Here is a 24,605-nt window from a genome sequence, read left to right as displayed (position 1 = left end):
TCCTGGGATCTCAGTGCTCGGTCTTGTCACGCAGCTGCTCGACGGTCAACGGCGGCCCGAAGGCGAACCGGTACCAGCGCAGGTACTTGGGCAGCCACTTGCGCAGCTGGAAGTTGGAGCCGCCCTGGGTGCGGTCCAGCCAGATGGTCGGGATCTCGGCGACCGGACGGCGCAGCCGGCGGGCCTTGGCGGCCAGCTCGATGCCGATCTCGAAGCCGTCGCGGGAGTCGATGCCGACCTCGCGGACGAACTCGGTGGAGTAGGCCTTGAAGGAGTTGGTCGCATCGCGCGTGCCCACGCGCGCGAACCAGGCCAGCGAGCGGCCGGCGGCCTGCGACATCAGGCCCTTGAGCAGCGGCCCGCCGACCTGCTGGCCGCCGGCCATGTAGCGGGAGGCCGCGGCCACCGCCACGCCGCGCTCCACCAGCCGGGCCAAGTCGTCGATCTGGCGCGGGTCGTCGCAGCCGTCGGCCATGGTGACCACCGCGGCCGGGCTCAGCGCGTGGTCGATGCCGAACCGGATGGCGTTGGCCGGACCCCGGCCGTAGGTGTTGACCAGCGGCTTGAGCCGGGGCTCGGCGACGGCGTACTTCTCTATCACCGGCATCGTGGTGTCCTCGGGGGTGTCCACCACGACCAGCACCTCGCACGGCAGCTGGACGGACTCGAAGAGCCGGTCCAGCACCGGGAGCACCCCGTCGCCCTCGTTGTAGGCCGGGATGATGACCGAGACCTTCGGCCGGTTCGGATCCACCGCCGGCGTCATACGCGGACCCCTTCGCCGAAGACGTTCCAGATGTCGGCCACCGGCACCGAGGCCTTCAGGCCCCGGTACTCCGGATGGGGGGCGCCGACGATGAGCAGGTCCGACTTCTCCAGGACCTCCTCCAGGCCGACCAGCGAGGGGTCGGTGGTGACCAGCGGGTCGGTGCACAGCACCTCGGCGGCCTTGAACTTCAGGATCCGCTTGAGCTTGTAGGACAGCGAGGAGCGGGTGTCGTCCGAGCCGCCCTTGAACGCCATGCCCAGGATGCCGACCGTCATGTTCTTCAGGTCGTACTGCGAGTCCAGCCGGTCCACGACGTACAGCGGCAGGCCCTCGTTCGTGGTCATCGCCGCGTAGCCGAGGGTGAAGTTGTTGTTGTGGAATGCCGCCAGCTGCATGGCGTCCTTGAACAGGCACGGCCCCGCGGCGAACCCGGCGCCGGGCATGTCGGCCGCGCGCGGATAGTCCTGCGTCAGGCCCGCCCGGATGCGCTCGAAGTCCAGGCCCCGGTCGTTGGCCATCATGTAGAACTGGTTCACCGCGGCGAACTTGATGTAGCGCCAGGTGTTGGTGAACAGCTTGGCCAGCTCGGCCTCTTCCGGGCTCAGGTGAACGATCTTGTCGGTGAGCCGGTGGAACAGCGCCTCCGCACGCTGCTGCGCCCGCTCGGTCCGGCCGGAGACGATCTGCGGCAGCTCGAACAGCTCGGTCATGGCCTTGCCCTCGGCGATGCGCTCGGGGCAGAAGGCCACGTCGACGGCCACGCCCAGGCGCGCGATCATCCGCTCCACCAGCTCGGTGACCCCGGGGTACACCGTCGATCGCAGTATCAGCAGCTGGCCGTCCCGGAAGTGCGGCGCACAGGTCTCCAGCGCCCGCGGGATCGCGGTCTGGTCGGGGTTCAGGTGCTCGTCCACCGGGGTGCCGATGACCACGATCACGTGCTCGCAGGCGGCCACCACCGCCGGGTCGGTGGACGCCGACAGCGCCCCGGCGGCCACCACGCGCTCGATCACCGGGGCGGCCCCGGGCTCGTCGAACGGCAGCCGGGCGGAGTTCACCGCCTCGACGGCCTCCGCGCTGACGTCGTAGACGACCACCGAGGCGCCGCGGTCGGCGAGCGCGATAGCCAGCGGCAGGCCGACGTGCCCGCCCCCGCCGATGACCACGACATCGTGAGCGAAGCCGTTTGGTGCGGTTTCGGGCATGGGTTCCCCTGTTGCGGTGGCGTTCGGTGAGAAGTCAGTCGGCCCACAATATGACATCGGTGCGGGCCGACGGGCCGGTTGGGGACATGCTGTGACCCATACGGCGTCGTGCTGTGACGCCCTCCGGTCAGCCGTTGAAGTGCGGCAGATAGACCACCACCAGGCGCAATTGCGGGTTCTGATCCCCGAAGGCCGTCAGGTAGTCGGCGACCGCCTTGTTGGACACCGCAACGCGCAACCCGACCGGACGCTGCTCGATCCAGGTCTCGAGCCGCGACAGATAGAGCTTGTCGATGGCCGGCATGTGCCCCTTGGCGTCGAGCTTGACCGAGTCCAGGTTGTCGATGCCGTGGCCGCCGAGGCCGTCGATGTCCATCTGGCCCATGTCGCCGTTGAGCGCGGCCAGGAACATGGTCACGTGCCGGTTGTCGTGGGCGGTGTCGGAGAAGATCGCGGCCGTCGGCACTCCGTCGCCCACCGGCAGCGCCTTGGCGTACTCCCAGGTCGGCTTGGTCCACCCGGAGATCACCAGGCCGTTCGACCAGATCGCCGAGGTGCTCAGGCCGGCCGGCACGTTCTGGCCCCACTGCCAGTCGACCGGGACCAGCGGCACGGCGCGGGTCAGGACCAGCACGCCGGCCAGGGCCGCGGCGGCGGCGGGCAGTTCGGTCAGCCGGCGCGAGCCCAGGACGCGCCGCTTGGTCCGCTGGCCGGGCTTCAGGAACAGGCCGATGGCCCCGAACCCGCACAGCGTGATCACCCACGCGGCCTCGACCATCTTGGAGCTGTAGTAGCCGGGCTGGCCTATGTGCGAGCGCCCGTACCACTCGGTGTAGACCGCGACCGCGCAGGACAGGCCGACGAACGCGGTGAGCGCCCACCACGCCGGCGAGCGCCGGCCGGCCCGGGTCGCCAGGCCGGACATCGCGACCAGGGCGAAGCCGACGGACGTGGCGCGCGAGAAGCCCCAGAAGGCGCCGCCCTGCAGGAACAGCGGGCCCGCGCTGACCGCCGAGTGCGCGCTGGACTCCCAATAGGGGATGTACGCGATGGGCAGGGCGACCGCGCAGACCGCGAGGGCGAAGACCCAGTGCCGCAGCGCCCGGCGCCAGTACACCGCCACGGCTATCAGGACCCCGACCGCCAGGAACGCCGGGTAGAGGCTGTAGGTGAAGCTGATCGAGATCACCAGCGAACCGATCAGCAGCATCTGCTCGCGGACCCGGTGGGGCGGGCGGACCAGGACGGCGGTGGCCAGGGCGAGCAGGCCCAGGGACACCACCTCGCCGTCGAAGCCCTGCCAGTACAGCGTGGTCAGGTCGCCGTAGACGGCCAGGCAGCCGACGGTCCCGCAGATCAGGGCCCGCCGCCAGCCAGTCATCGCCGGCCCGGCTATCCAGCGGGCCGCCCAGACGATCGCCATGCAGGTGAAGGCCATGCCGACGATCTCGTACTGGTGGTAGCGGCCGAAGGCGTCGTAGGAGGAGTCCGGGGTCGTCGTCGAGCGGCGGAACACGTCGATCAGCGCGTACAGGAAGTGCGACCCGGACGGGTACGTGTACTGGTTGCCGTTGATCACGAACTTGGCGGCCGAGCCGCCGTGCAGGAAGGTGAACCCTCCGACGTGCCGGATGGCGTCGAACAGCGCGAAGTGGTTGAACGAGTCCTCCCGGGAGGAGGTGAACGCCAGCTGCTGCAGGAAGGTCTTGCCCGCGAACGGCGCGTTCAGCACCCGATAGGACAGCACCGGCGCGGCCAGGACCAGCAGATCGCTGGCCAGGACCCGGCGCGGCAGGCTCGGCCGGCGGTTCAGCGCCGCGCCGACCGCCACGATGCCGGTCAGCAGGGTGCCGGAGACCGGCACCGGGTCCAGGCCCCAGGGCCAGGCCGAGAACAGCAGCCCCGTTGCGATCAGCACCCCGGCCAGCAGCGCGGTGGTGAACATCAGCCGGTCCAGCAGGGTGTGGCCGGCCCGCAGCAGCGAGGCCGTGGCCAGCCCGATGACCGGCAGCAGCAGGATGTCGGCGTGCAGCAGGTCGGTCAGCAGCGGCAGGACCCAGGCCGCCACGACCAGGCCGGCGGTCCAGGCCGCGCGGGTGGCCAGGGGCGGGAGGTCGGAGCGGCGCCGCGGTCCCCGTCTGGGCAGCGGCCGGTCCTCGACGGGGTCCGGCTGCGGTTCGGCGGCCGTCGGCGGCAGGGTCGTGTCCATCGGGGGCCTCGGTTCTAGGCCGGCGAGCGTTCGCCGGGGAGATCGGGAAGGTAGAGCACTGCGAGCTTCAGGGACGGGTGCGACGCGGCGATCGCGCGCAGCCGGGCGGCGACCACCGGGTCGGGTGTGATGACGCGCAAAGGGACCCGCGAGGTTCTGACCAGATCGGTGAAGGCGCCCAGCGCGCTCTCGGTGCCCGGGGCCAGCGGGGCCCCCGGCCTCGGCGGGGGCGCGACGCCGGCCAGCCCGTCGAGATCGGTGAGCCCGTACAGGATCGGCCCCATCGTCCCGGAATCGTGGTTGAGCGCGGCCATGATGAGCGTCAGGTCCCGGTTCTGGCTGCCGGTCCGGTCCCACAGGGCGACGGTCGGCCTGCCGTCGCCGAGCAGATGCCGGTCCGACAGGTAGGCCAGGGCCGCGCCGTGGACCCCGAAGATCTGCCGGCCGTCGTCCCAGACCCGCGCCCACGTGGTGTCCGGGCCCGGATACATGTCCTGGTACTGGAACCGCACCGGGCCGGGCGAGGCGGCGCCGACCGCGATCACCCCGGCCAGCGCGCCCGCGGTCCCGGCGGCCCGGCGCTTCCACAGCGCGGCGGTGCCGCCGGACCAGCCCGGCTTGAGCACGGTGACGGCGGTGCCGGCCCCCATCACCGCGAAGACCAGCGCGACGTGCATGGCCTTGGGGAAGTAGTAGGTCGTGAAGCCGATCTTCGCCAGCTGATAGAGGCCGAAGGCCGCCACCACGGCGATCGCGGTGCCGAGCAGCAGGGCCAGCGTGGCCGTCGTCGGGCGGCGCCGGCCGGTCGCCGACAGCAGCCCGAGGGCGCACAGCCCGGCCAGCACCAGCAGGGTCGAGTGCGGCACGGTGATCGCGAAGCCCGGGGTGAGCAGCCCGTCGGAGGTGCTGACGGTGTCGTAGCGCAGCTGGAGCAGGTAGGGCGTTACGGATATCAGGAGGCTGACCGTGCCGACGGCCGCTGTGAACCACAGGTGGGGCCGCAGCCGGCGCCGGTTGGCGAACCCGAACACGGCGGCCAGCGCCCAGGCGAAGGGCACGTACAGGGTGTAGGTGAACCCCGCGGCGGCGACGAGCGCGCCGACCAGCAGCAGCTGTTCGGTCGGCCGGCTGATCGGCCGCACCGCGATCGCCGCGGCCAGCGCCATGAAGCCCAGCGCCAGCACCTCGGCGTCCCACGTGCACCACAGCATGGTGGTCAGCACCCCGGTCGCGGCCCAGGCGCCGGCCGCCGAGACCACCAGCGCGCGCTGCCAGCCCGGGGTGGCCGGGCCGAGCACCCGGCGGGCGCCCCAGGCCACGGACAGCACCAGGAAGGCGAAGCCCAGCGCGACGTAGTCGCGATAGCGGTCCAGCTCGGCGACCGGGCTCGTCCGGGTGCCGGAGGTCACGAAGGAGTCGAGCAGCGCGTAGAGGTAGTGCATGCCCGCGGGGTAGTTCCGCCCGATCTTCGGGTCGACGACCGAGGCCGCGGCGCGCCAGTGCAGGAAGGGGTAGCCGCCGACCCGCGAGATGGTGTCGAACAGGCCGAACTGCCGCATCCGGTCGCCGGTCAGGGTGGTGTACCCGAGCCCCGCGGTGGGGGTGGTGCGCAGGACGGGGGCCAGGGCGACCCAGGCCCCGTAGCCGCCCGCGGCCAGCAGCGGGAGGTCGGAGCCGACGACGCGGCGCGGCAGGCTCGGACGCCGGCCGGTGCGCGCGTGGGTCCGGAACGCCAGCAGGGACAGGGCGCTGAACCAGACACCCGCCACCGGCACCGGTTGAAGACCCCACGGCCAGCTGGAGAACACGAAACCGCCGGCGATCGCCGTGCCGCACACCAGGCCCACCGCCGGGATCAGCCGGTCGGAGAGCGTCGAGCCGATGGTCAGCTGCGCCGCCGTCGCGGCGACGATGAGCGGGACCAGGACGATGTCCAGTCCGGCCGCGTGGGTGGCCATCGGTATCAGCCAGCCGGCCGCCAGGGCCAGAGCCAGGACCCGGACCGGGCCGGCGGGCAGACGCGACGGCGCGCCGCCCGCCGACCCGGGGGTCGGCGGTGCGGCGGGGACGTCAGTGGGCGCGCTCATCGTGGGATCGCCATCGTTTAGGACCCGTCGGGCCTGTCCGGTTGCCGGCGGTCGCCCGGGCGGGGACTTCGTACAAGCCCTCGATCACCGCCACGCCGCCGAGAGGAAGGTCGAGTACCCGAACCGGCCGAGGCTGCCCTGCATCCCGTAGCTCTGGAAGTACAGCTGGCGGCCGCCGGTGCCGTGGCTCAACACTGTGAAGTGCACCTGGCCCTCGCGGTCCGTGCTCCCGCAGGAGGCCGACGCGCCGGCCGGCGAGGCGGTGATCTTGGCGGAGTCGAAGTTGGTGCTGGAGTTGCTGAACTTGGTCTGGTCCAGGCAGATGCGCACGCCCGAGCGGTGCAGCAGAGTGCCGAACTGCGACTGCATGCTCGCGGTCAGCGTGATCGAGCTGCCCGGCGGGAGCAGCGGCATCACCGGCGTGTCGGCGACCAGGAGCGTGGTGTACGGCTGCGGCGCGACCGACGCGGAGTAGCTGACCGTCGCCGGGGTGTCGGTGACCGCCTGGAGCTTCAGGGAGTCGGTTATCGGCGGCATCGCGCTCACGCTCGGCGCCGTCACCACGTACTGCGCCCAGGAGTGCGCCTTGATGACCTTGGGTCCCGAGATGATGTCCCAGCTGGCGCTGACCATGCCGTTGCCGTGGACCGCCATGAAGTGCGGGGTGAGCGCGTGGTCGGAGTGGTTGGTCGCGGTCAGCGTGACCGTCTGGACCGAGTTGAGCTGGGCCGAGGTCAGGTAGCTGTCTATCTTCAGGGACATCGGCGCCGGTGCGGCCACCGCCGCGCCGAAGACCACGACGGCGGGCACGAACGCGGCGACCGTGATCGCGGCGTAGCGGCTCAGCCACGGGATGCGCGGGGTCAGCGGCGTGCGCTGGGCTATGGTCCGCGCGTCGGGCTCCTCGTCCTCGGCCTCGGCCTGCTGGCGCGCGGGCTCGGGGTCGTTGGTCAGCAGCCCGACGATCCAGGCCGCCGCGTAGGCGATGAAGTACGTCCAGTACGAGCGGGTCGGGAACAGCAGGCCGATCATCGGCAGCGCGAAGCAGGCCGTGCTCAGCCGGTCGAAGTGCCGCCAGTACGCGACCAGCAGGGCCAGCATCACCAGGGCCCCGGCGTAGGTGTACAGGCTCAGGTTGCCCGAGCCGGTGGACAGCGACTGCACCAGGTTGATCAGGCCCTCGCCCTCGGGGACCGCGTGCTGGGTGAGCGGGGCGAGCGCGCCGCGGAACCAGCCGCCCGGGCTCCAGATGATGAAGGGCACGTTGATGACCAGGAACGTCGCGGCGGCCACGGCGACGTACTTGCCGGTGACGATCGCCGCGGCGCGCCGGCCGAGCTCCTCGCGCCGGGCCAGGAAGATCCCGAGGATCAGGAACGGGATCGGGAACCAGGCGACCTGCGTGGTCGAGATCGCGGCGCCGACCACGACCGCCTTGGCCAGGTCCGTCTTCGACAGCCGGCCGCCGGCGCCGGTGTGCTTCCAGCGGTACGCGGCGAACGCCAGCAGCGGCACCACCAGGGCGAACAGCAGACCGCCCACGGCGCCCTGGGCCAGCACCGGGATCCCGGCGACCAGCAGCGCGCCCAGGGAGCGCAGGCCGCGCGGCAGCAGGACGTACATCACGAAGACCGTGAGGACCAGGAACAGCGTGCACAGCAGGCCCACAGTGTGGAAGGTGCCGACCATCATGGTCAGGACCGCCGTCAGCAGGGTGGGCAGCGCCGGGTAGTCCAGGTGGTGGGTGATGCTGCCGTCCAGGAGCTTGGTCGGGAACGGCGAGGGGTACTGCGCGTAGGCCTGGGTCAGGTCCGCGGTGTACGGGTTGTGGCCGTGCCGCAGCAGGTCGGCCGAGTACTGGACGAAGATCTCCTCGTCGCTGCGGTAGCCGTTGAAGCTGATGATCATCGAGAGCATCCACAGCGAGACGCCCACCACCGCCAGTAGCGCCAGCACCATCTCGGCACGGCCGAACCAGCGCATCGTGCGGGCCGTGAAGCCCAGGACGGCCACGCCGACCAGCGCGCACATCGAGACGGCGAGCAGGATCCCGACGGCCGGCCAGCGGACCGTGGGACCGAAGACGCCCATCAACGTGGAGAACATGGAGAAGGCGGTCAGCACGAGCAGGATCCGGTGCACCACGTTCGGCTGGGCATCCGGATCGGAGCCGGTCTCCCGCAGGAGCTTGAGCAGGCCGTCGGAGGAGCTTTGCGCCTGGGCAGGCGGGCGTTCGACCTCAACGCTCATGCGGGACTCTCCAGAAGAAAAGGGGACTACTGGTGCGGCAGACGCAGGCGCGAGCATCCCATGGTCAAGCGACCGGTACATCGTACAGACGGCGTGCCCCGGTTCGTATGATCGTGCGAGGCCCCCAGAGGACGTCGTCCTTTCTGTCAGACGTCTGAAGGGGGCCGAACGGTTGTGCCCGTCGGCCGTATTTCCTTGCGCGCCGTCCCGGCGGCTCCGGCGCGGTGCCGCGAATCCGGCGCCGACATGGCTGATCACGCAGGGTCGCGGCTTCTGAGGACCGGTGACAACGCGGCCCCCGCCGAGGTACCGTCGCCTCTACGGCCCGGGCCGAAAACGCCCCGGGCACCTTTCCAACTCGGATCGTCCGGCACGTTCCTGCCGGTTGAAAGGGAGTGCACCATGGCTGGTGTCGTCTATCAGGACGCTTCCTGCGTCTACCCGGGCGCCGAGCGCCCCGCCGTCGACAAGCTGAACCTGGAGATCGCCGACGGCGAGTTCCTGGTCCTCGTCGGCCCTTCCGGTTGCGGTAAGTCCACGTCGCTGCGCATGCTCGCCGGTCTGGAGGAAGTCTCCTCCGGCGGCATCTTCATCGGCGACCGGGACGTCACGCACCTTCCGCCGAAGGACCGCGACATCGCGATGGTGTTCCAGAACTACGCTCTGTACCCGCACATGACCGTCGCGGAGAACATGGGCTTCGCGCTGAAGATCGCCAAGGTCGACAAGGCCACGATCGCCAAGCGCGTCGAGGAGGCGGCCAAGCTCCTGGAGCTCACCGAGTACCTGGGCCGCAAGCCCAAGGCACTGTCCGGTGGCCAGCGGCAGCGGGTCGCGATGGGCCGCGCGATCGTCCGGGAGCCGAAGGTCTTCCTCATGGACGAGCCGCTGTCGAACCTGGACGCGAAGCTGCGTGTGCAGACCCGCACCCAGATCGCCTCGCTGCAGCGCCGCCTGGGCATCACCACCGTCTACGTCACCCACGACCAGGTCGAGGCCATGACCATGGGCGACCGCGTGGCGGTGCTGAAGGACGGCCTGCTCCAGCAGTGCGACACCCCGCGCGCGATGTACGAGAAGCCGGCGAACGTGTTCGTCGCGGGCTTCATCGGCTCCCCGGCGATGAACCTCGTCGAGGTGCCGATCGTCGAGGACGGCGTGGAGTTCAACGGCCTGACCATCCCGGTCTCCCGCGACGCCCTGGGCGTGGCCTCCGGCGGCGGTGCCAAGACCCTGACCGTCGGGGTGCGCCCGGAGTCCTTCGACTTCGTCGGCGACGCCGCCGGCGCGATCGCGGTCACCGTGCACCTGGTCGAGGAGCTCGGCGCGGACGCGTTCGCGTACTGCGCGGCCCAGGTCGGCGACCGCGATGTGGACCTGATCGTGCGCGTCGACGCCCGCGCGGTGCCGATGAAGGGTGACACGCTGTACGTGAAGCCGCGTGCCAGCGAGACCCACCTGTTCTCGGCGAGCTCCGGCGAGCGCATCGAGGCTTAAGGAGCACGAAACACCGGGCGGTGTCCCGGGTGGCGCTCCTGCGCGGATACCATGCCTTGGAACCGAGGCGAGGTATCCGCGCATCCCTTTTATAGGGGGATGTCGGAAAACGCTGTAGGCCGCGCCGGCAGCCCTGAGAGCAGGAGTGGACTGGATGAGTTCGGACACCGTCGTCGCCGACACGGGTAAGTCAGTGTCAGGCCGCGGTCGGGGAAGCGGCCGCTGGCCTCGCCCGAGCCGACCGGTGTCCGAACTGGTCTCCGATTTCCTGAGCCGCGATGTCCTCGGGGTGCGCGTCGGGGTGCTCCTGCTGATCCTCCCGGTGATCCTGGCCGGGATCGGGATGAACCTGGTCAGCCGCCAGGGCTGGAACCACCCGCCGGACAGCCGCTACTACCTGCCGATGATGTCGCGCGACATGGGGCACTCCTGGGGTGACGCGGTCCGCACCGAGCGGAGCATCTCCCCGAGCTGGAACCTGTCGCCCTGGTACTTCGCGGACAACGACCCGACCTGGCAGCAGGTGCGCCTGCGCTTCCTGTACCCGGTGCTCTCGATCCCGTTCATCTGGCTGTGGGGCCTGTCCGGCGGCTCGATGGCGATCCCGGTGATCGGCACGGTGCTGTTCATCTGGGCGATCGCCCGGGTGCTCCAGCGGCTGTACGGCCCGGGGGTCGCGGTGATCGTCACCGGCGCCTTCAGCCTCACGGTCCCGGTCAACGTCTACACCTGGGCCGGAACCGACACCCTCGCACTAGGGCTGGCAGCGGTGCTCGTCCTGAACCTGCCGATCGACCGCCGCATCGGCAAGGCCAACCTGGCCTGGCTGGGCGTGGTGTCGGTGTTCATCGCCCTGACCCGCCAGGTCGGCGTCCTGGCCCCGGCGATGGCCGGCGCCGGCTGGCTGTGGGTGCTGGTGCGGGAGCGGCAGTGGCGCAACCGCTGGCTGGGCTCGCTGATCGTGACGGCCGCGACCACCTTCGTCATGACGGTGATCTCGATGACGGCGGTCAGCGCCAACACCACCGGCGTCGTCGGCCGCGGCCAGACCACGTACTTCGGCATCCTGCGCCAGTTCGTCCACTACCTGAAGATCGTCACCGAGCAGGCGACGACCTACATGTGGCACACCGATCGCCTCCTGTACGCGCTGCTGATCGCGGCAGGCATCTCGGTCCTGGCCCGCTTCGCCTCCGACGCCACCGCCGTCTTCGTCGGCGCCGTGGCCTCCACCTACGTCATCACCGCGGGCGTCGGCTTCTCCGACCACATGCGCTACGAGATGCTCATGTTCCCGGCCGCCGCGGTCGCCGCCGGCGGCCTGGTCAGCCTGGCCATCGGCGGCTTCCTGCCGAAGCCGGTGGCGCAGACCGGCACCGAGCAGGCGCCCGAAGCGGCAGCGGAAGCGGCCGCGGCCGCCCCGCCCCGCCCGCGTTTCTCGCTGGGCCTGGCCGCCGCCGTGGCCCGCACGGCCCCCGGCCGCTTCCTGGGCCTGCACCTCCCGCGCGGCGACCGCTGGAAGCCGCACGTGATCCTCAGCTCGGCCGTCCTGGCCGTCGTGGTCTGGGTCTCGCTCGCGGGCTCCTGGAGCTCCACCATCGCCGCCCCGGCGTCCCCCTCCTTCGCCGCGGCCCAGGGCGGCGCGGACTACGCGGTCGAGCCACTGGCCAAGCCCCCGGCGGAGCAGACCCTGCACATCCTGTTCGACCAGGCGACCGCCATGGCCCACGACAACATCAACCTCCAGGGCGCCCTGGACTGGGCCCACGTGATGCGCTACCAGCCGATCGCCCCCGACGAGCCGGGCTGGAGCACCCGCGCCAAGGACGGCACGGCGCTGGTCAACCCCAACTCCATGGGCCAGGACCAGGCCATGGCCGAGGCCTACGGCCGCGGCCTGTCCCTGAACTCGACGATCAAGTCGGACACCGTCAAGATCCTGAGCCGCCAGGCCAGCGCCTACGGCGAGGACGTGGTGTTCACGGTGCAGGACAAGTCCGGCAAGGTCCACCAGGGCACCGCGACGACCATGTACCCGGTCTGGAGCTCGAGGGACTCGGCGACGGTGACGTCGCTGGTGTTCGACACACCCTGACCGCCACGCAAGACCCGGCCTCGGTCTCGAAAGCGTCTCGATGGCAACCCGGGACAACCCCGTATCCCTTCTGTCTATGACAGCGCATTGCAGGGACGTCCCGCCGAGGGGACGAACGGGAAGCAGGGTGCCGGCAGATGATCGCACGTCGTCGGGTGTTGGCTTACTGGATCGCGACCGGTCTGTTCGGCATCGTCGGCGTCGGTGACGCACTGGTGTCGCGGTCGCTGGCGCGCGGAGCCCGCCCGCGCAGACCCGCTCAACCGGATTCCGGCGCTGCGGAAGGCCCGGCGGCCGCGCCGCGCCTCCCCAACGCCGCGCCAGTGCAAGCCTTCGACCCGACTCCGGCACGCGGCGTCCTGGAACGGCTGCTGGGCACCGAATACGCCGGCCAGATCGAGCTCCTGGCGATACCCGCGCAGGATGACGTCGACCGCTACCGCATCCGGGCCTCGGCTGCGACTTCGACCAGCCCCTCCGCCGTGACCATCGAGGGCTCCAGCACCACCGCGCTCCTGGCCGGCACCAACTGGTACCTCAAATATGTGGTCGGCATCACCATCTCCCTCCCCGGCGACAGCCTCGCGGCCCTCCCGCCCACACTCCCCGCACCACGCACCCTTCTTACCGGCGCCGCCACCGTAAAGCACCGATTCGCCCTGAACGACACCGAGAACGGCTACGCCGGCGCCTACCGCACCTGGGCCGACTGGGAGCGCACCCTCGACGTCCTGGCCCTGCACGGCTTCACCGAAGTCCTCATAGCCGCCGGCCAGGACGAGGTCTACCGGCGTGTCTTCACAGAGTTCGGATACCGCAGCGGCGAGCTCGACGCCTGGATCCCCGACGCGTCCCACCAGCCCTGGTGGCTCCTGGGGAACCTTCAGGGCATCGCCGGCGCGCCCGGCGATCAGGCCGGGACCGACTCGTCGGTCCGCCAGGCCGGCGTCGCGCTGGTCCGCCAGGCCGTCGCCCGCCTGCGCGAGCTCGGACTGACGCCGGTGCTCCCCGGCTACCTCGGCCAGGTCCCGCAAGGCTTCGCGGCGCGCAACCCCGGCGCCCGGGTCCTGCCGCAGGGGCTCTGGGACAAATATCAGCGTCCTGACTGGCTCGACCCTCGCGATTCGTACTTCTCGCGAATAGCAGAGTCCTTCTACCGCCACCAGGACGAGCTCTACGGCCGCGGCACCGCCTACAAGATGGACCTCCTTCACGAAGGCGGCAGCAGCGACGGCATCCCCATGGGCGACGCGGCCGTATCCGTGATGACCGCCCTGCAGGCCGCCCGCCCCGGCGCCACCTGGGTGATGCTCGGCTGGCAGGCCAACCCGCGCCGGGACGTCCTCGACGCGCTGCGCGCCTGCGCGCCGTCCGTCTGCGCGCGGGGCGGCGTGCTGATCGTCGACGGCTGCGCGGACAAGTTCGCGGGCTTCGACCGGGAGGCCGACTGGGGCGGCACCGCCTACGCCTTCGGCACCATCACCAACTTCGGCGGCCGGTCGCTGCTCGGCGCCAACGCCGCGACGTGGACCGACCGCTTCCCGAAGGCCCTGGCCGCGAAGGGATCGGCGCTGACCGGCATCGCCTGGATGCCCGAGGCCTCCGGCCACGATCCGGCGGCCTTCGAGCTGTTCGCCGAGCTGGCGTGGCGTCCCGATCCGTTCGACCTGTCCGAGTGGTTCGGCCAGTACGCCGCACGCCGCTACGGGAAGGTCGACGCGGCGGCGACGCAGGCGTGGCAGGCGATCGCGCAGACCGCGTACTCGCTCGCCCCGGGCACCTACAGCCAGGCGCAGGACAGCCTGTTCAGCGCCTGGCCGGACCTGTCCGCGGTCTCGGCATCGCCGGATGGTGTAGTCATGCGCTACGACGGCGCTGCCTTCCAGCAGGCCGTCCTGCTGCTCCTGCAAGCCGACCCGGCGCTGCGCGCCGTCGACGCCTACCGCTACGACGTCGTCGACCTCACGCGCCAGGCCCTGGCCAACCACGCCCGCGTCCTGCTGCCGAGGATCAAGGCCGCGTACGTCGGCCGCGACGTGGCCGGCTGGCACGCCCTCACCGGCCGCTGGCTGGACGCGATGGCGCTCCTGGACTCGCTGCTGGCCACCGACGAGCGCTTCCTGCTCGGGACGTGGCTGCGCTCCGGCGGGTACGACGCGCGCTCGCTGATCACCACCTGGGGCGGTCGCACCCCGGCCGCGCTGCTGCGCAACTACGCCGGACGGGAGCTGTCGGGCCTGGTCGCCGACGTCTACATCCCGCGCTGGCGCCGGCATTTCGCGGTGCTGGAGCCCGTCGTCACCGGGGCGGCCGAGCGGTGGACGCAGACCGACTGGTTCGCGCTCGACGATGCCTGGGCGCGCGGCGGCAAGGCGTACCCGACCGTGCCCACCGGCGATCCGTTCGCCGTCGCAAACACCGCCGCGGCCCTCCTGGCCGCGCCCTGACCTGCGCATACCGGCCCTGATCAGGGCCGCAGATGACTATTGACGACCCATCAGATTCGGCATACGGTCCGTTCGGACCAGCGGACCGTGCGTTTGTTCCGGCAAACGCAGCCGAACGTGGAGGCGTCACCGATGAAGCTCGACCTGCTGTACGAGATCGACGTGCCCAAGCCCTGGGCCAAGCCCCACCCCTACGGCCAGCGCGAGGCCGAGCAGCGTGCGTACCGCGAGGCGATCGAGCAGATCAAGCTCGGCGACAAGCTCGGCTTCCACACCACCTGGCACGTCGAGCACCACTTCCGCGAGGGCCGCTCGCACTCGCCGGCGCCCGAGGTCATCATCGGCGCGCTGTCGCAGTGCACGGAGCAGATCCGGCTGGGCTTCGGCGTGACCCTGATGCCGCACGCCTTCACCCCGCCGATGCGGGTGGCCGAGAAGGTCGCCACCGCCGACATCCTGTCCGGCGGTCGGGTCGAGTGGGGCACCGGACGCTCCACACCGATGGAGCAGACCGCGTTCGGCGTGGACCGCGACGCCTCCCGTGCGCAGTGGGAGGAGGCGATCCAGGCCGTCGTCGGGATGTGGGAGGACGAGTACTTCGAGTTCCACGGCAAGTACCTGGACTTTCCGCGCCGCATGGTCACGCCCAAGCCGGTGCAGGACCCGCATCCGCCGTGCTGGATGGCCGCGACCTCCGAGGGCTCCTCGGCGGTGGCCGGGGAGAAGGGCCTGGGCCTGCTGTCCTTCTCCATCCTGCAGCCGATCCACAAGATGGCCGAGCACATCCGGCTGTACCGGGCCGCGGCCGCCGCGCCCAAGCCGATCACCCGCGTCACCACCAACCGGGTCGCCGCCTACACCCTCGTGCACTGCGAGGAGTCGATGGCCAAGTGCGAGGAGTCCGGGATCTGGGACTCGGTCTGGTGGTGGTACAAGAACATCGCCGAGTTCACCGCCGAGTGGGAGCTGCCGCACCTGTCGCAGGAGGAGCGGGACAAGGTCTTCCCGTACCTGATGCAGCAGGCCGACGGGAACTTCGACCCCAAGTCGTTCAACGACCACGACATGATCGTCGTCGGGGACCCCGAGCAGTGCTACGCCAAGATGCTCAAGTACGCCGAGCTGGGCGTCGACCAGCTGATCTGCTACGTGCAGTTCGGCTACCTGCCGCACGAGTCGGTCATGAAGACCATCGAACTGCTCGGCAAGGAGGTGCTGCCGGCGCTGGCCAAGGAGGGCGTCGACGCCACCATCAAGCCGGCCCCGGCATCGGCATCCTGACACGCGCGGACGAGAGGGCTGATCCCCATGACCCGCACCGATGACACCGAGGTCCCGGACTACCGGTCGCTGCTCAGTCTGGACGGCAAGAACTTCGCCGTGCTCGGCGCCGGGCAGGGCATCGGCCGGCAGGCCGCGCACGCGCTGGCCGCCGTCGGCGCCCGGGTGTTCTGCGTCGACCTGGACGCCGGGCTCGCCGATGACATCGCGAAAGAGGTCGGCGGCGTCCCGTGGGCCGGCGACGCCATCGAGCAGGACTCCGCCGCACGCCTGTATCAGGACGCGGAGACCGCCCTGGGCCGCATCGACGGCATCGTGGACATCATCGGCATGGCGAAGTACGCCGGGCTGCTGGAGTCCGACCACGACAGCTGGGTGTGGCACCACGGGATCGTGCTCCAGCACGCCGTCAACGCGATCCGCTTCGGCGCCCCGCGCATGATCGCCACCGGCGGCGGCGTCCTCACCGTCGTCGCCTCTGTTTCCGGGATGCAGTCCGCGCCCTCACACGGCGCGTACGGGGCGTACAAGGCCGCGCTGATGTCCTTGGTGCGAACGGCCGCGGTCGAGCTGGGGCCCAAGGGGTTGCGGGTGAACGCCGTGGCCCCGGGCCTGGTCATGACTCCGCGGGTGGCCGGATACCTCACGGAGGCGGAGAAGGAGCGCGGCGCGCGCAACGCTCCGCTGCGGCGATCGGCGTTTCCGAAGGACATCGCCGAAGTCATCTTGTTCTTGTGCACAGGCTTGTCGTCGTATATCACTGGGCAAACGATCGTCGTTGACGGCGGAGTCTCGGCCAAGTTCGGGTACTCGTTGCCTGGAGAGGACTGATACGGATCGATGACGGCTCACAACGGCGTGGGTGACAGCGCGCACACCGAAATGTCCAACGCCGACCGGGGTCAGCGCGCGGGGACTTCCCGGCACGCCTCCGTGGAGCCGTATCTCGCCGGCTGCGCCTGGCCGCCGGGCCAGGGGGCGGTCTATCCGCGCGCGGACCCGAAGGACTTCTCCCGGCTGCCGATCGACACCTGGGGGACCGCGACCGTCCCGGTGGGTGTGCGGCTGGAGTTCTCCGGGGCGGCGCGCGCCGTGCAGATCGCCTACCGGACCAAGACGGCGGACCTGGGGTACCGGGGCGACGGCGCGGGCACGTTCTTCGCCGCCTACCAGGGTGAGAAGTTCATCTCCTACGCCGACGCCATGCTCGGCGACGGGATGGCGGTGCTCGATCTGGCCGGGGCCGACGAGGCGCTGCCGGTCACGGTGTACCTGCCCGAGGGCATGAAGCCGGAGATCGTCTCGCTGCGGGCCACCCAGGGCGAGCTGGTCGCCGCGCCCAAGCAGCCGCGCTGGATCTGCTACGGCGACTCCATCGCCGAGGGCTGGTCCGCCTCCGAGCCGGCGCTGTCCTGGCCGGCCATCGCCGGCCGGGTGCACGGCCTGGACGTGGTCAACCTCGGCTACGCCGGCGCGGCCCGCGGCGAGATCGTCTCGGCCGAGCAGATCGCGGCGCTGGACTCCCCGGCGGTCATCTCCGTCAACCACGGCACGAACTGCTGGACCCGGATCCCGCACAGCGCGACGATGATGATGGCCGGGATGGACGCGTTCCTGCGGGTGGTGCGCGAAGGGCATCCGGGCGTGCCGATCGTGGTGTGCTCGCCGGTGCTGCGGCCGGACGCCGAGCAGACCCGCAACAAGCTGGGCGCGACGCTGGAGGACCTGCGCGAGGCGATCGAGGACGTGGTCGTCAGCCGCCGCGAGCGCGGCGACCGCGACCTGTACCTGGTCCGCGGCGGCGGCGTCCTGCGCGCGGAGCACCTGGCCGACGGCATCCACCCGGGCGACGAGGGCCACCGGATCATGGCACGGGCCTTCGGCGACCCCGTCGCCGAGCGGGCGACGAGAGAGTAACGAGAGAGTAAGAGGACAGGACCATGGCGCGTCCGGCCCCGGCCGTGGACCGCACGGTGGCGGTGCTGAACCTGCTCGCCGCGCACCCCGACACGGCCTTCTCGCTGTCGGAGATGTGCCGCCGCCTCGACATCAACAAGGCCACCGCGCACGCGATGCTCACGGCCCTGGCCGACTCGGGGTTCCTGCTGCGCAACCCGCGCGACAAGTCCTACACGCTGGGCCCGGCGCTGATCGCCCTGGGCTCCGCGGCGGCCGCGCGCCGCCTGGAGCTCGTGGAGTTCGCGCGGGCGCCGATGCAGGCCCTGGCCGCCGGCACCGGTCTGCAGTGCGTGGTGTCCTCGGCGATGGGGGAGGAGATCGTCTTCCTGGCGGTGGCCGGCGAGGTGGTCCCCTTCGGCCCGCATGTCCGCGTCGGCCAGCGCATCCCGCTGGCCCCGCCGATCGGCACGGTGTTCATGGCCTGGTCGCTGCCCGACGACGTGGACACCTGGCTGAACCGCAGCACCGTCGGGAAGCCCTTGGCGGAGACGGAGCTGGAGCGCTTCCGCAACGGAGTGCGCGCGGTCAGGCGGCGCGGCTACTCGGTCGGGTTGGAGCCGGACGTCCTGGGCGTGCGCCTCGGGCAGTCGCTGGACGACCACGAGGCGGTGCCGCCGCTGCTCGCGGAACTGTCGCACACCTCTTATTTGATGGACGACTTCGGCGGCAGCACGCATCGCATCGGCCACCTCGCCGCTCCGGTCTTCGGCCCTGATGAGCGCGTCGCGATGGTGCTGACGCTGTACGGCTTCCAGAAACAGCTGAGCGGCGCGGACATCGACGCTCTCGCCTCACGTTTGACGGCCACCACCCGGGAGATCACCTTTGCGGTGCGGGGGCGGCATCCGGATCTCCGGGTGAGTGGATTGTTGGACTGAGCGCCCCCTTCCTTTCCAAGACCGAAGGGGTGGGTTTTGCGTACTGACAACGGGAACCGCGGGGGCGCGCGACGGCTGGCGATGGCGGGGGCGGCGGCGCTGACTGCGCTGTCCTGCGCGATGCTCAGCGGGGGACCGGCGGCGGCTTCGGTGCTGCCGGCGCCGTATGGGGACCTCAATGCGGACGGCAACAGTGATCTGCTCTCGGTGTCCGCCGACGGCAGTCTGCACTTCTGGGCCGGAACCGGCACCGGCGGGGTGGCGAGCCCGGTCGCCGAGCCGTCGGCCGGTACCGACTTCACCGGCGACCTGATCGACGGCGCCGGCAACTTCAACCGGAGCGCCTACCAGTCGTTCCCCTTCTACTCCACCGCCACCAGCTACGTGTACGTGGAAGTCGGCGACGGGACCGGCCAGTTCTCCTCGGGCCACGAGGTCCTCGTGAGCCCGCCCGGCGGCGCGTCCTCCTGGCCGGCGTTCACGCAGCTGGTCTCGCCCGGCGACATCACCGGCCACAACCGGGCCGATCTGGTGGCCCGGGTCGGTGACCAGCTGGAGGTGTTCCCGAACACCACGCTGTACCACTACGGCACCCCGACCGCCGTCGCCGGCTCCGGCTGGAGCGGACGCACCGTCATCGGCATCGTCGACGTGACCGGCGACGGGGTGAAGGACCTCATCGCCCGCGACGACGCGACCGGCGTCATCTGGCTCTACCCGGGCGTCGCCGGCGGGACCTTCGGCGACGGGAGCACCCGCGTGCAGATCGGCTCGGGCCTGGACGCGGCCGCCTACCCGTTCGTCATCACCAAGGGCGACGCCAACGGCGACGGGCACGCCGACATCTACGCGGTCGGCGCGGCCGGCGGCCTGTACCTGTTGGCGGGCGACGCCTCCGGCGGCTTCGGCGCGCCGACGCTGGTGAGCAGCGACGCGGCGTGGACCGGGATCAAGGCGCTCGGCTGATCGCTTGACGGTGTCCCTACTCTGATCGCGTGAGTGATCGTCATGACGAGCCGGGTGCCGGGGCGGGAGCGAGCTTCACCGGCAATCTGCGGCTGCTGTCCGTGGCCACCCGGAGCACATGGAGCGCGGGACGGTTCCGGTACTCGGCTCCATGGCGGCCACAGCGTTGATACTCGCCGTCCTGGCGGCCGTGGAAGCACTGCTCGACCTCGTCTGGCCTGGCGGCCGGCCCAACGGGCCGGCCCCGGGCGTGTTCTACACGGCCTTCGTGCCGTTGGCGCTCGAGATGATTCGGCGTCCGATCCGCCACCGATGGTGGGCGCTGTTCGGCGGCCTCGTGGCGGGCCTCGTGACGGGCATCCCCGCCGCCTCCGTCCTCCATGGCGGAGTCGGCGACGAATGGGCCGGCTTCCTCGGGTTCTGCGTCGGAGCCCTGATGGCCGTCGCGGCTTTTGCGGCGATCACCCACAAGTCCCCGGCTCGGATCAAGGGCCGGGGCGAGACCCAGCCGTGATCTAGCTCTGCGACGCTGTGATCCGTGGCGACCTTCACCTCTTACGACGGCACCGAACTGTCCTACCGCGAAGCCGGCACTGGCGATCCGCTGGTCTGCCTGCCCGGCGGCCCGCTCCTGGCGTCGACCTACTTCGGCGACCTCGGCGGCCTGCCCGCGACGCGCCGCCTGATCCTGCTCGACCACCGGGGGACCGGCGAGTCCGCGGTGCCCGAGGACCCCGAGACGTACCGCATCGACCGGATGGTCGGCGATGTCGAGGCCCTGCGCGTGCACCTCGGCCTGGAGCGGCTGGACATCCTCGCGCACTCCGCGGGCGCCAACCTGGCGATGCTCTACGCGATCGCGCACCCGGACCGTGTCAGCCGTCTGACGCTGATCACCCCGGGTACCCGGGCGGTCGGCTTCCCGTTGACCATGGAGCCGATCCGCGCCGAGCTCCTCACCCGCAGCGAGGAGCCCTGGTTCCCGGCCGCGTGGGAAGCCTTCCAGCGCGCCGAGGAAGGCGACGAGTCCGAGGAGACCTGGACGGCGATCATGCCCGTCTACTACGGCGCCTGGACACCCGCCGCCCAGGCCCATGCCGCGGCCCTCCCGGCCGACGAGGAGAAGCAGGAGATCCACTTCGCAGAGGGGGTGTTCACGCCCGAGGCCACCATCGCCGCGCTGGCGACGGTCGAGCTGCCGATCCTGATCCTGGCCGGTGGCCGTGACCCGGGCCCCACGCCGGAGCGCGCCAAGGAGCTGGCGGACCTGTTCCCCAAGGCGCGGGTGCGCTTCGAGGTGCAGGACGGCGCCGGGCACTTCCCGTGGGTGGACGACCCGGCGGCCTTCGGGGCGCTCGTCGCGGAGTGGCTGGCCGGCTGACGGCGGCGGGTTCGGGTCGGGCTCGGGCCGGGCCCCCGAACCCGGCTCGGCTGGCTCGGCTTGGCCCGGCCCGGCCCGGCCCCGGGGCGCCCTACACCTCGTCCAGCATCGGCGGCGCGATCTCGTCGAACACGTCGCCCGGCCCGGGGTTCTCAGGGCTCGTCGATCCCCCGAAGTGCTTCATCACGCCCCACACCGCGTTCAGCGCCGTGGTCACCGCGCCCTCGGCCCAGCCGGCGGTCCAGGAGATGTCGTCGCCGGCCAGGAACAGGCCGCGCTGGTGCTCGGGGAGCTCGTCCTGCATGAAGTGCGTGTACAGGCGGCGCTGGTAGCGGTACTGGCCCGGCAGGTTCGCCTTGAAGGCGCCCATGAAATACGGCTCGGTCTCCCACGAGACGGTCAGCGGCGTGCCGATGATGTGCGAGCGGATGTCGACGTGCGGGTAGATCTCCGCCAGCGAGGCCAGGATCACCTCCAGGCGCTCCTCGCGGGAGAGCGGGACGAACTTCATCGAGTCGTCGACCCAGGTGTAGGACAGGCACATCACGCCGGGCTTGTCCGGGCCGTCGTCCAGCAGGTACACGCCGCGCGGCATGCGGTCGGTCAGGGTCATCGACATCGTGTCGCGGTCGGGGTCGGTCGGGGACGGGTCGCGCCAGAAGGGCCGGTCCACCACGACGAACAGCTTCGAGGCGCCCATGTAGTGCGTGCGCTCGACCGCGGTCCAGACGTCCGCGGGCAGCAGCGCCTCGTCGACCTTGATCTTCGAGAGCATCATCCAGCTCTGCGCGGTGAACACCGCGGCCTGGTACGTGCGTATCTCGTTCGCGGCGTCGGCGACGGTGATGCCGCGTCCGGTGCGGTACATGCGGGTCACGGCCGGGCGCGGGTGGCCGTTCTCGTGCAGCGACCGCACCGACGTGCCGGCCGGCCAGTGCGCGAGCGTGTCGGGGGACTGCGACCACAGCGCCAGCGGCAGCTGCTGGCAGCCGCCGACCACGCGCCGGTGGTGGTCGTCGGCGCCGGTGTAGACGACGCGCAGGATCTCCAGCATCGAGTTCGGGAAGTCCGTGTCCCAGCCGCCGGTGCCGAAGCCGACCTGGCCGAACACCTCGCGGTGCCGGAAGGACTTGAAGGCCGGGTTCGCGGCCAGGAAGCCGTAGAACGAGGTGTCGTCCAGCCGGTGCACCAGCCGGCCCCAGATCTCCCGCACCGTGGCCACGTCCCGCTCGCGGATCGCCTGCTGCATCGCGGAGAACTCGGCGCCGTGCGCCGGGTCGTCCAGCGCGTCGGCCCAGGCGTCGGCGACCTCGTGGTAGATCGCCGGCAGGTCCTCCAGGGTGGTGGCGTAGTGGCTGACGCCCTTGAGGTCGATGACCGTGGACGGCGTCGCGGCGTCCAGCGGGTTCGGGAACGGCTCGGTGCGCAGCCCCGCACGCTCGAGGTAGTCGAACAGCGTCGTGGAGGACGGCGGGAAGCGCATCGCCCCCATCTCGGCCTTCACCCCCGGCACGCCGGGGAACGGCGTGGAGCGCATCCGGCCGCCGAGCTCGTCGGCCTCGTACACCACCGGCTTGAGCCCCAGCTTCAGCAGCTCGTACGCGGCCACCAGCCCGGACAGGCCGCCGCCGATCACCGCGACCTCGGTCCCGTGCGCCGCCTCCGGCACCGACCCCAGGCCCGCCGGGTGCGCGGCGTAGTCGTCGTAGGCGAAGGGGAAGTCGGGGCCGAACATGGTGATCGGCTTGTGCGAGTCGCAGTGCACGTGGTCGGTGACCTCGTGCACGGTGGCCGGGACGGCGGATGTCATCGGTGGGCTTCCCTAAAAGTCACTGGTGAGCTCTGTACAGGTCGGTTCGTCGGTCTTGCAGATACGTGTTCAGGTCGCGGGAGGCCGCCAGGTCGTCCAGGTCCACGTCGGCCAGCAGCAGCTGCTCCCCGTCGCCGCCGACCGCCAGCTCCCGGCCGTCCGGCGCCACCACCCGGGTCTCGCCGGCGTAGACGAAGTCCCGCTCCACCCCGACCCGGTTCACGTACGCCACGAACAGCTGCGACTCGATCGCCCGCGCCGGCACGATCTGCCGCGGCACGAACTCGTACGGCCGCATCAGGGCGGTGGGCACCAGCAGCAGCTGCGTCCCGGCGTCGGAGTGCGCCCGCACCGGCTCGGGGAACTCGACGTCGTAGCAGATCAGGAAGCCGACCCGGAAGCCGTCCAGATCGGCCTGCACCACCAGCTCCGACCCCGGCGCGAAGGCCTCGCGGTCCACGTCGCCGAACAGGTGCGTCTTGCGGTAGTTGGCCTTGGAGGCGCCGTCGCCGCCGATGAGCTGCACGGCGTTGTAGACGACACCGTCGCCGTCGCGCTCGGGGTAGCCGTAGAGGATCGCGATCCCGTGCTTGGCGGCGATCGCGGACACCTCTTGCTGCGAGGGCCCGAAGCGCTCCTCGGCCAGCTCGGCGATCACCTCGGCGCCGAGGTTGTAGCCGGTGAGGTACATCTCGGGGGTGATGAGCAGGCGCGCGCCGCCCTCGGCGGCCCCGGCGGCGGCGTCCGCCAGCGCGGCCAGGTTGGCGCGGCGGTCGGCGACGGGATCCGGGGCGCCATCGGGGTGATCGGTCGCCGGAGCTTGCAGGCAGGCCAGCCGAAGGGTGGTCATGTCCTCAAGCGTAGGTCCGCAACGCTGGAACGCATCTCGCCGTGGTGGCGAGAGTGGCGGCTCCAGCTCGACAAGTGGTCAGTCCCGCACCCAGAAGTCGAACAGATCTGCGCCCGGCTTGAACCCCGCGGCCCGGGCCACCTCGGCCGCCTCCTTGAAGCCGCGGCCGACCGCCTCCGGCAGGTGCGCGTCGGAGGCGAAGGACACGCCCTTCCCGCCCTCCTGACGCCACCAGCCGACGACCCGGGGGTCCAGCGGGACCCGGGTGTTGAACTCCATGATCTTGTCGGCGCGCGCCAGGGTCCGCAGCACCAGGCGGATGTCGTCCTCGAAGGCGTCGAGGTCGAAGCGCATCCCCTCGGGCCAGTAGCGCACCGGGTAGTCGATGTGCGTCAGCACCTCGAACCCGTCGTACTCCTCGATCAGCAGCGCCGCCTCGGCCAGGTAGCGGCGGTACTCCACGTCGGCGTCGCCCCGCTTGATGCTCACGGAGATGTCGGCGTAGTCCTCGTCGCGCGCCGACGCGGTGTGCAGCGATGCGAGGATCCGCTGGAACCCGCCGCGCTTCAGGAGATCCGCGGTCTCCTCCGGGAACCAGTGCGCCTCGCTGAGCTCGACGCCGGACAGGATGCGCAGCGTCGGGAAGCGTTCGCGGCAGCGCTCCAGCGTCTCCAGATAGCCGGTGAGGTCGATCCGCGGCGGGGTCAGGATGCTGCGGCCGTCCACCACCTCGACGTAGCGCTGCCACGCCTGCGGGAAGTAGCTGTCCGCCGTCATCTCCGAGATGCTGAAGTCCGCGTGCTCGGTGAAGGCGATGGACGGCAGCCCGAGCGCGACAGCGCGCTCGCAGGTCCCCTCCATGGAACCGGCGAGCGCGTCCCACGAGTACTCGCTGTGGACGTGGTTGTCGGGTGGCAGCAC

Annotated in this window: 18 protein-coding genes; 10 read left to right on the top strand and 8 right to left on the bottom strand. The window is 71.0% G+C overall.

The window, feature by feature from the left end:
* Positions 1 to 10: 10 nt before the first annotated feature.
* From ABH926_RS03005 to ABH926_RS02985, 5 genes are all read right to left on the bottom strand, one after another.
* Positions 11 to 766 (bottom strand): glycosyltransferase family 2 protein, encoded by a 756-nt coding sequence (locus ABH926_RS03005; protein WP_370363679.1) that lies wholly within the window; start codon positions 764 to 766, stop codon positions 11 to 13.
* Positions 763 to 1,974 (bottom strand): nucleotide sugar dehydrogenase, encoded by a 1,212-nt coding sequence (locus ABH926_RS03000; protein WP_370363678.1) that lies wholly within the window; start codon positions 1,972 to 1,974, stop codon positions 763 to 765. The genes ABH926_RS03005 and ABH926_RS03000 overlap by 4 nt, the downstream gene beginning before the upstream one ends.
* 127 nt (positions 1,975 to 2,101) lie before the next feature.
* The gene (locus ABH926_RS02995; RefSeq protein ID WP_370363677.1) at positions 2,102 to 4,183 is read right to left on the bottom strand and encodes a hypothetical protein; all 2,082 of its coding nucleotides are present in this window, start codon (positions 4,181 to 4,183) and stop codon (positions 2,102 to 2,104) included.
* A 14-nt stretch (positions 4,184 to 4,197) separates the two neighbouring features.
* A complete protein-coding gene (locus tag ABH926_RS02990; protein WP_370363676.1) occupies positions 4,198 to 6,270 on the bottom strand; it encodes a hypothetical protein in 2,073 nt (690 codons plus the stop codon).
* Between the two features lie 84 nt (positions 6,271 to 6,354).
* Entirely contained in the window at positions 6,355 to 8,520 is a 2,166-nt protein-coding gene (locus ABH926_RS02985) for a hypothetical protein (protein WP_370363675.1), read from the bottom strand.
* Between the two features lie 402 nt (positions 8,521 to 8,922).
* Between ABH926_RS02985 and ABH926_RS02980 the strand changes: the two genes are divergently transcribed.
* The 10 genes from ABH926_RS02980 to ABH926_RS02935 all read left to right on the top strand — a co-directional run bounded on the left by ABH926_RS02980 (position 8,923) and on the right by ABH926_RS02935 (position 21,024).
* Entirely contained in the window at positions 8,923 to 10,017 is a 1,095-nt protein-coding gene (locus ABH926_RS02980; RefSeq protein WP_370363674.1) for an ABC transporter ATP-binding protein, read from the top strand.
* Between the two features lie 244 nt (positions 10,018 to 10,261).
* Positions 10,262 to 12,112: a hypothetical protein gene (locus tag ABH926_RS02975; protein WP_370363673.1), complete on the top strand. Its 1,851-nt coding sequence runs from the start codon at positions 10,262 to 10,264 to the stop codon at positions 12,110 to 12,112.
* Between the two features lie 137 nt (positions 12,113 to 12,249).
* Positions 12,250 to 14,559: an alpha-N-acetylglucosaminidase gene (locus tag ABH926_RS02970; protein ID WP_370363672.1), complete on the top strand. Its 2,310-nt coding sequence runs from the start codon at positions 12,250 to 12,252 to the stop codon at positions 14,557 to 14,559.
* A gap of 132 nt (positions 14,560 to 14,691) precedes the next feature.
* A complete protein-coding gene (locus ABH926_RS02965) occupies positions 14,692 to 15,840 on the top strand; it encodes an LLM class flavin-dependent oxidoreductase (RefSeq protein ID WP_370363671.1) in 1,149 nt (382 codons plus the stop codon).
* A gap of 27 nt (positions 15,841 to 15,867) precedes the next feature.
* Positions 15,868 to 16,671 (top strand): SDR family NAD(P)-dependent oxidoreductase, encoded by an 804-nt coding sequence (locus ABH926_RS02960; RefSeq protein ID WP_370363670.1) that lies wholly within the window; start codon positions 15,868 to 15,870, stop codon positions 16,669 to 16,671.
* A gap of 9 nt (positions 16,672 to 16,680) precedes the next feature.
* Positions 16,681 to 17,757, top strand: coding sequence for an SGNH/GDSL hydrolase family protein (locus ABH926_RS02955; protein WP_370363669.1), 1,077 nt, complete (start codon positions 16,681 to 16,683; stop codon positions 17,755 to 17,757).
* A 23-nt stretch (positions 17,758 to 17,780) separates the two neighbouring features.
* Complete coding sequence (locus ABH926_RS02950) at positions 17,781 to 18,677, top strand: IclR family transcriptional regulator (RefSeq protein ID WP_370363668.1); 897 nt, start codon at positions 17,781 to 17,783, stop codon at positions 18,675 to 18,677.
* Positions 18,678 to 18,713: 36 nt separating this feature from the next.
* Entirely contained in the window at positions 18,714 to 19,643 is a 930-nt protein-coding gene (locus ABH926_RS02945; protein ID WP_370363667.1) for an FG-GAP repeat domain-containing protein, read from the top strand.
* A gap of 151 nt (positions 19,644 to 19,794) precedes the next feature.
* Positions 19,795 to 20,157 (top strand): hypothetical protein, encoded by a 363-nt coding sequence (locus ABH926_RS02940; RefSeq protein WP_370363666.1) that lies wholly within the window; start codon positions 19,795 to 19,797, stop codon positions 20,155 to 20,157.
* Positions 20,158 to 20,181: 24 nt separating this feature from the next.
* The gene (locus ABH926_RS02935) at positions 20,182 to 21,024 is read left to right on the top strand and encodes an alpha/beta fold hydrolase (protein ID WP_370363665.1); all 843 of its coding nucleotides are present in this window, start codon (positions 20,182 to 20,184) and stop codon (positions 21,022 to 21,024) included.
* A 91-nt stretch (positions 21,025 to 21,115) separates the two neighbouring features.
* On the opposite strand, the gene ABH926_RS02930 is transcribed toward ABH926_RS02935, so the two are convergent.
* From ABH926_RS02930 to ABH926_RS02920, 3 genes are all read right to left on the bottom strand, one after another.
* Positions 21,116 to 22,834, bottom strand: coding sequence for a flavin monoamine oxidase family protein (locus tag ABH926_RS02930; RefSeq protein WP_370363664.1), 1,719 nt, complete (start codon positions 22,832 to 22,834; stop codon positions 21,116 to 21,118).
* Positions 22,835 to 22,853: 19 nt separating this feature from the next.
* Complete coding sequence (locus ABH926_RS02925; RefSeq protein ID WP_370363663.1) at positions 22,854 to 23,684, bottom strand: carbon-nitrogen hydrolase family protein; 831 nt, start codon at positions 23,682 to 23,684, stop codon at positions 22,854 to 22,856.
* Positions 23,685 to 23,762: 78 nt separating this feature from the next.
* Positions 23,763 to 24,605 carry a PHP domain-containing protein gene (locus tag ABH926_RS02920; protein ID WP_370363662.1) on the bottom strand — a complete coding sequence of 281 codons (843 nt, stop codon included), beginning with the start codon at positions 24,603 to 24,605 and terminating at the stop codon, positions 23,763 to 23,765.

This window comes from Catenulispora sp. GP43 (assembly GCF_041260665.1).
Classification (GTDB): domain Bacteria; phylum Actinomycetota; class Actinomycetes; order Streptomycetales; family Catenulisporaceae; genus Catenulispora.
This window is presented reverse-complemented; position numbering and strand designations above follow the sequence as displayed.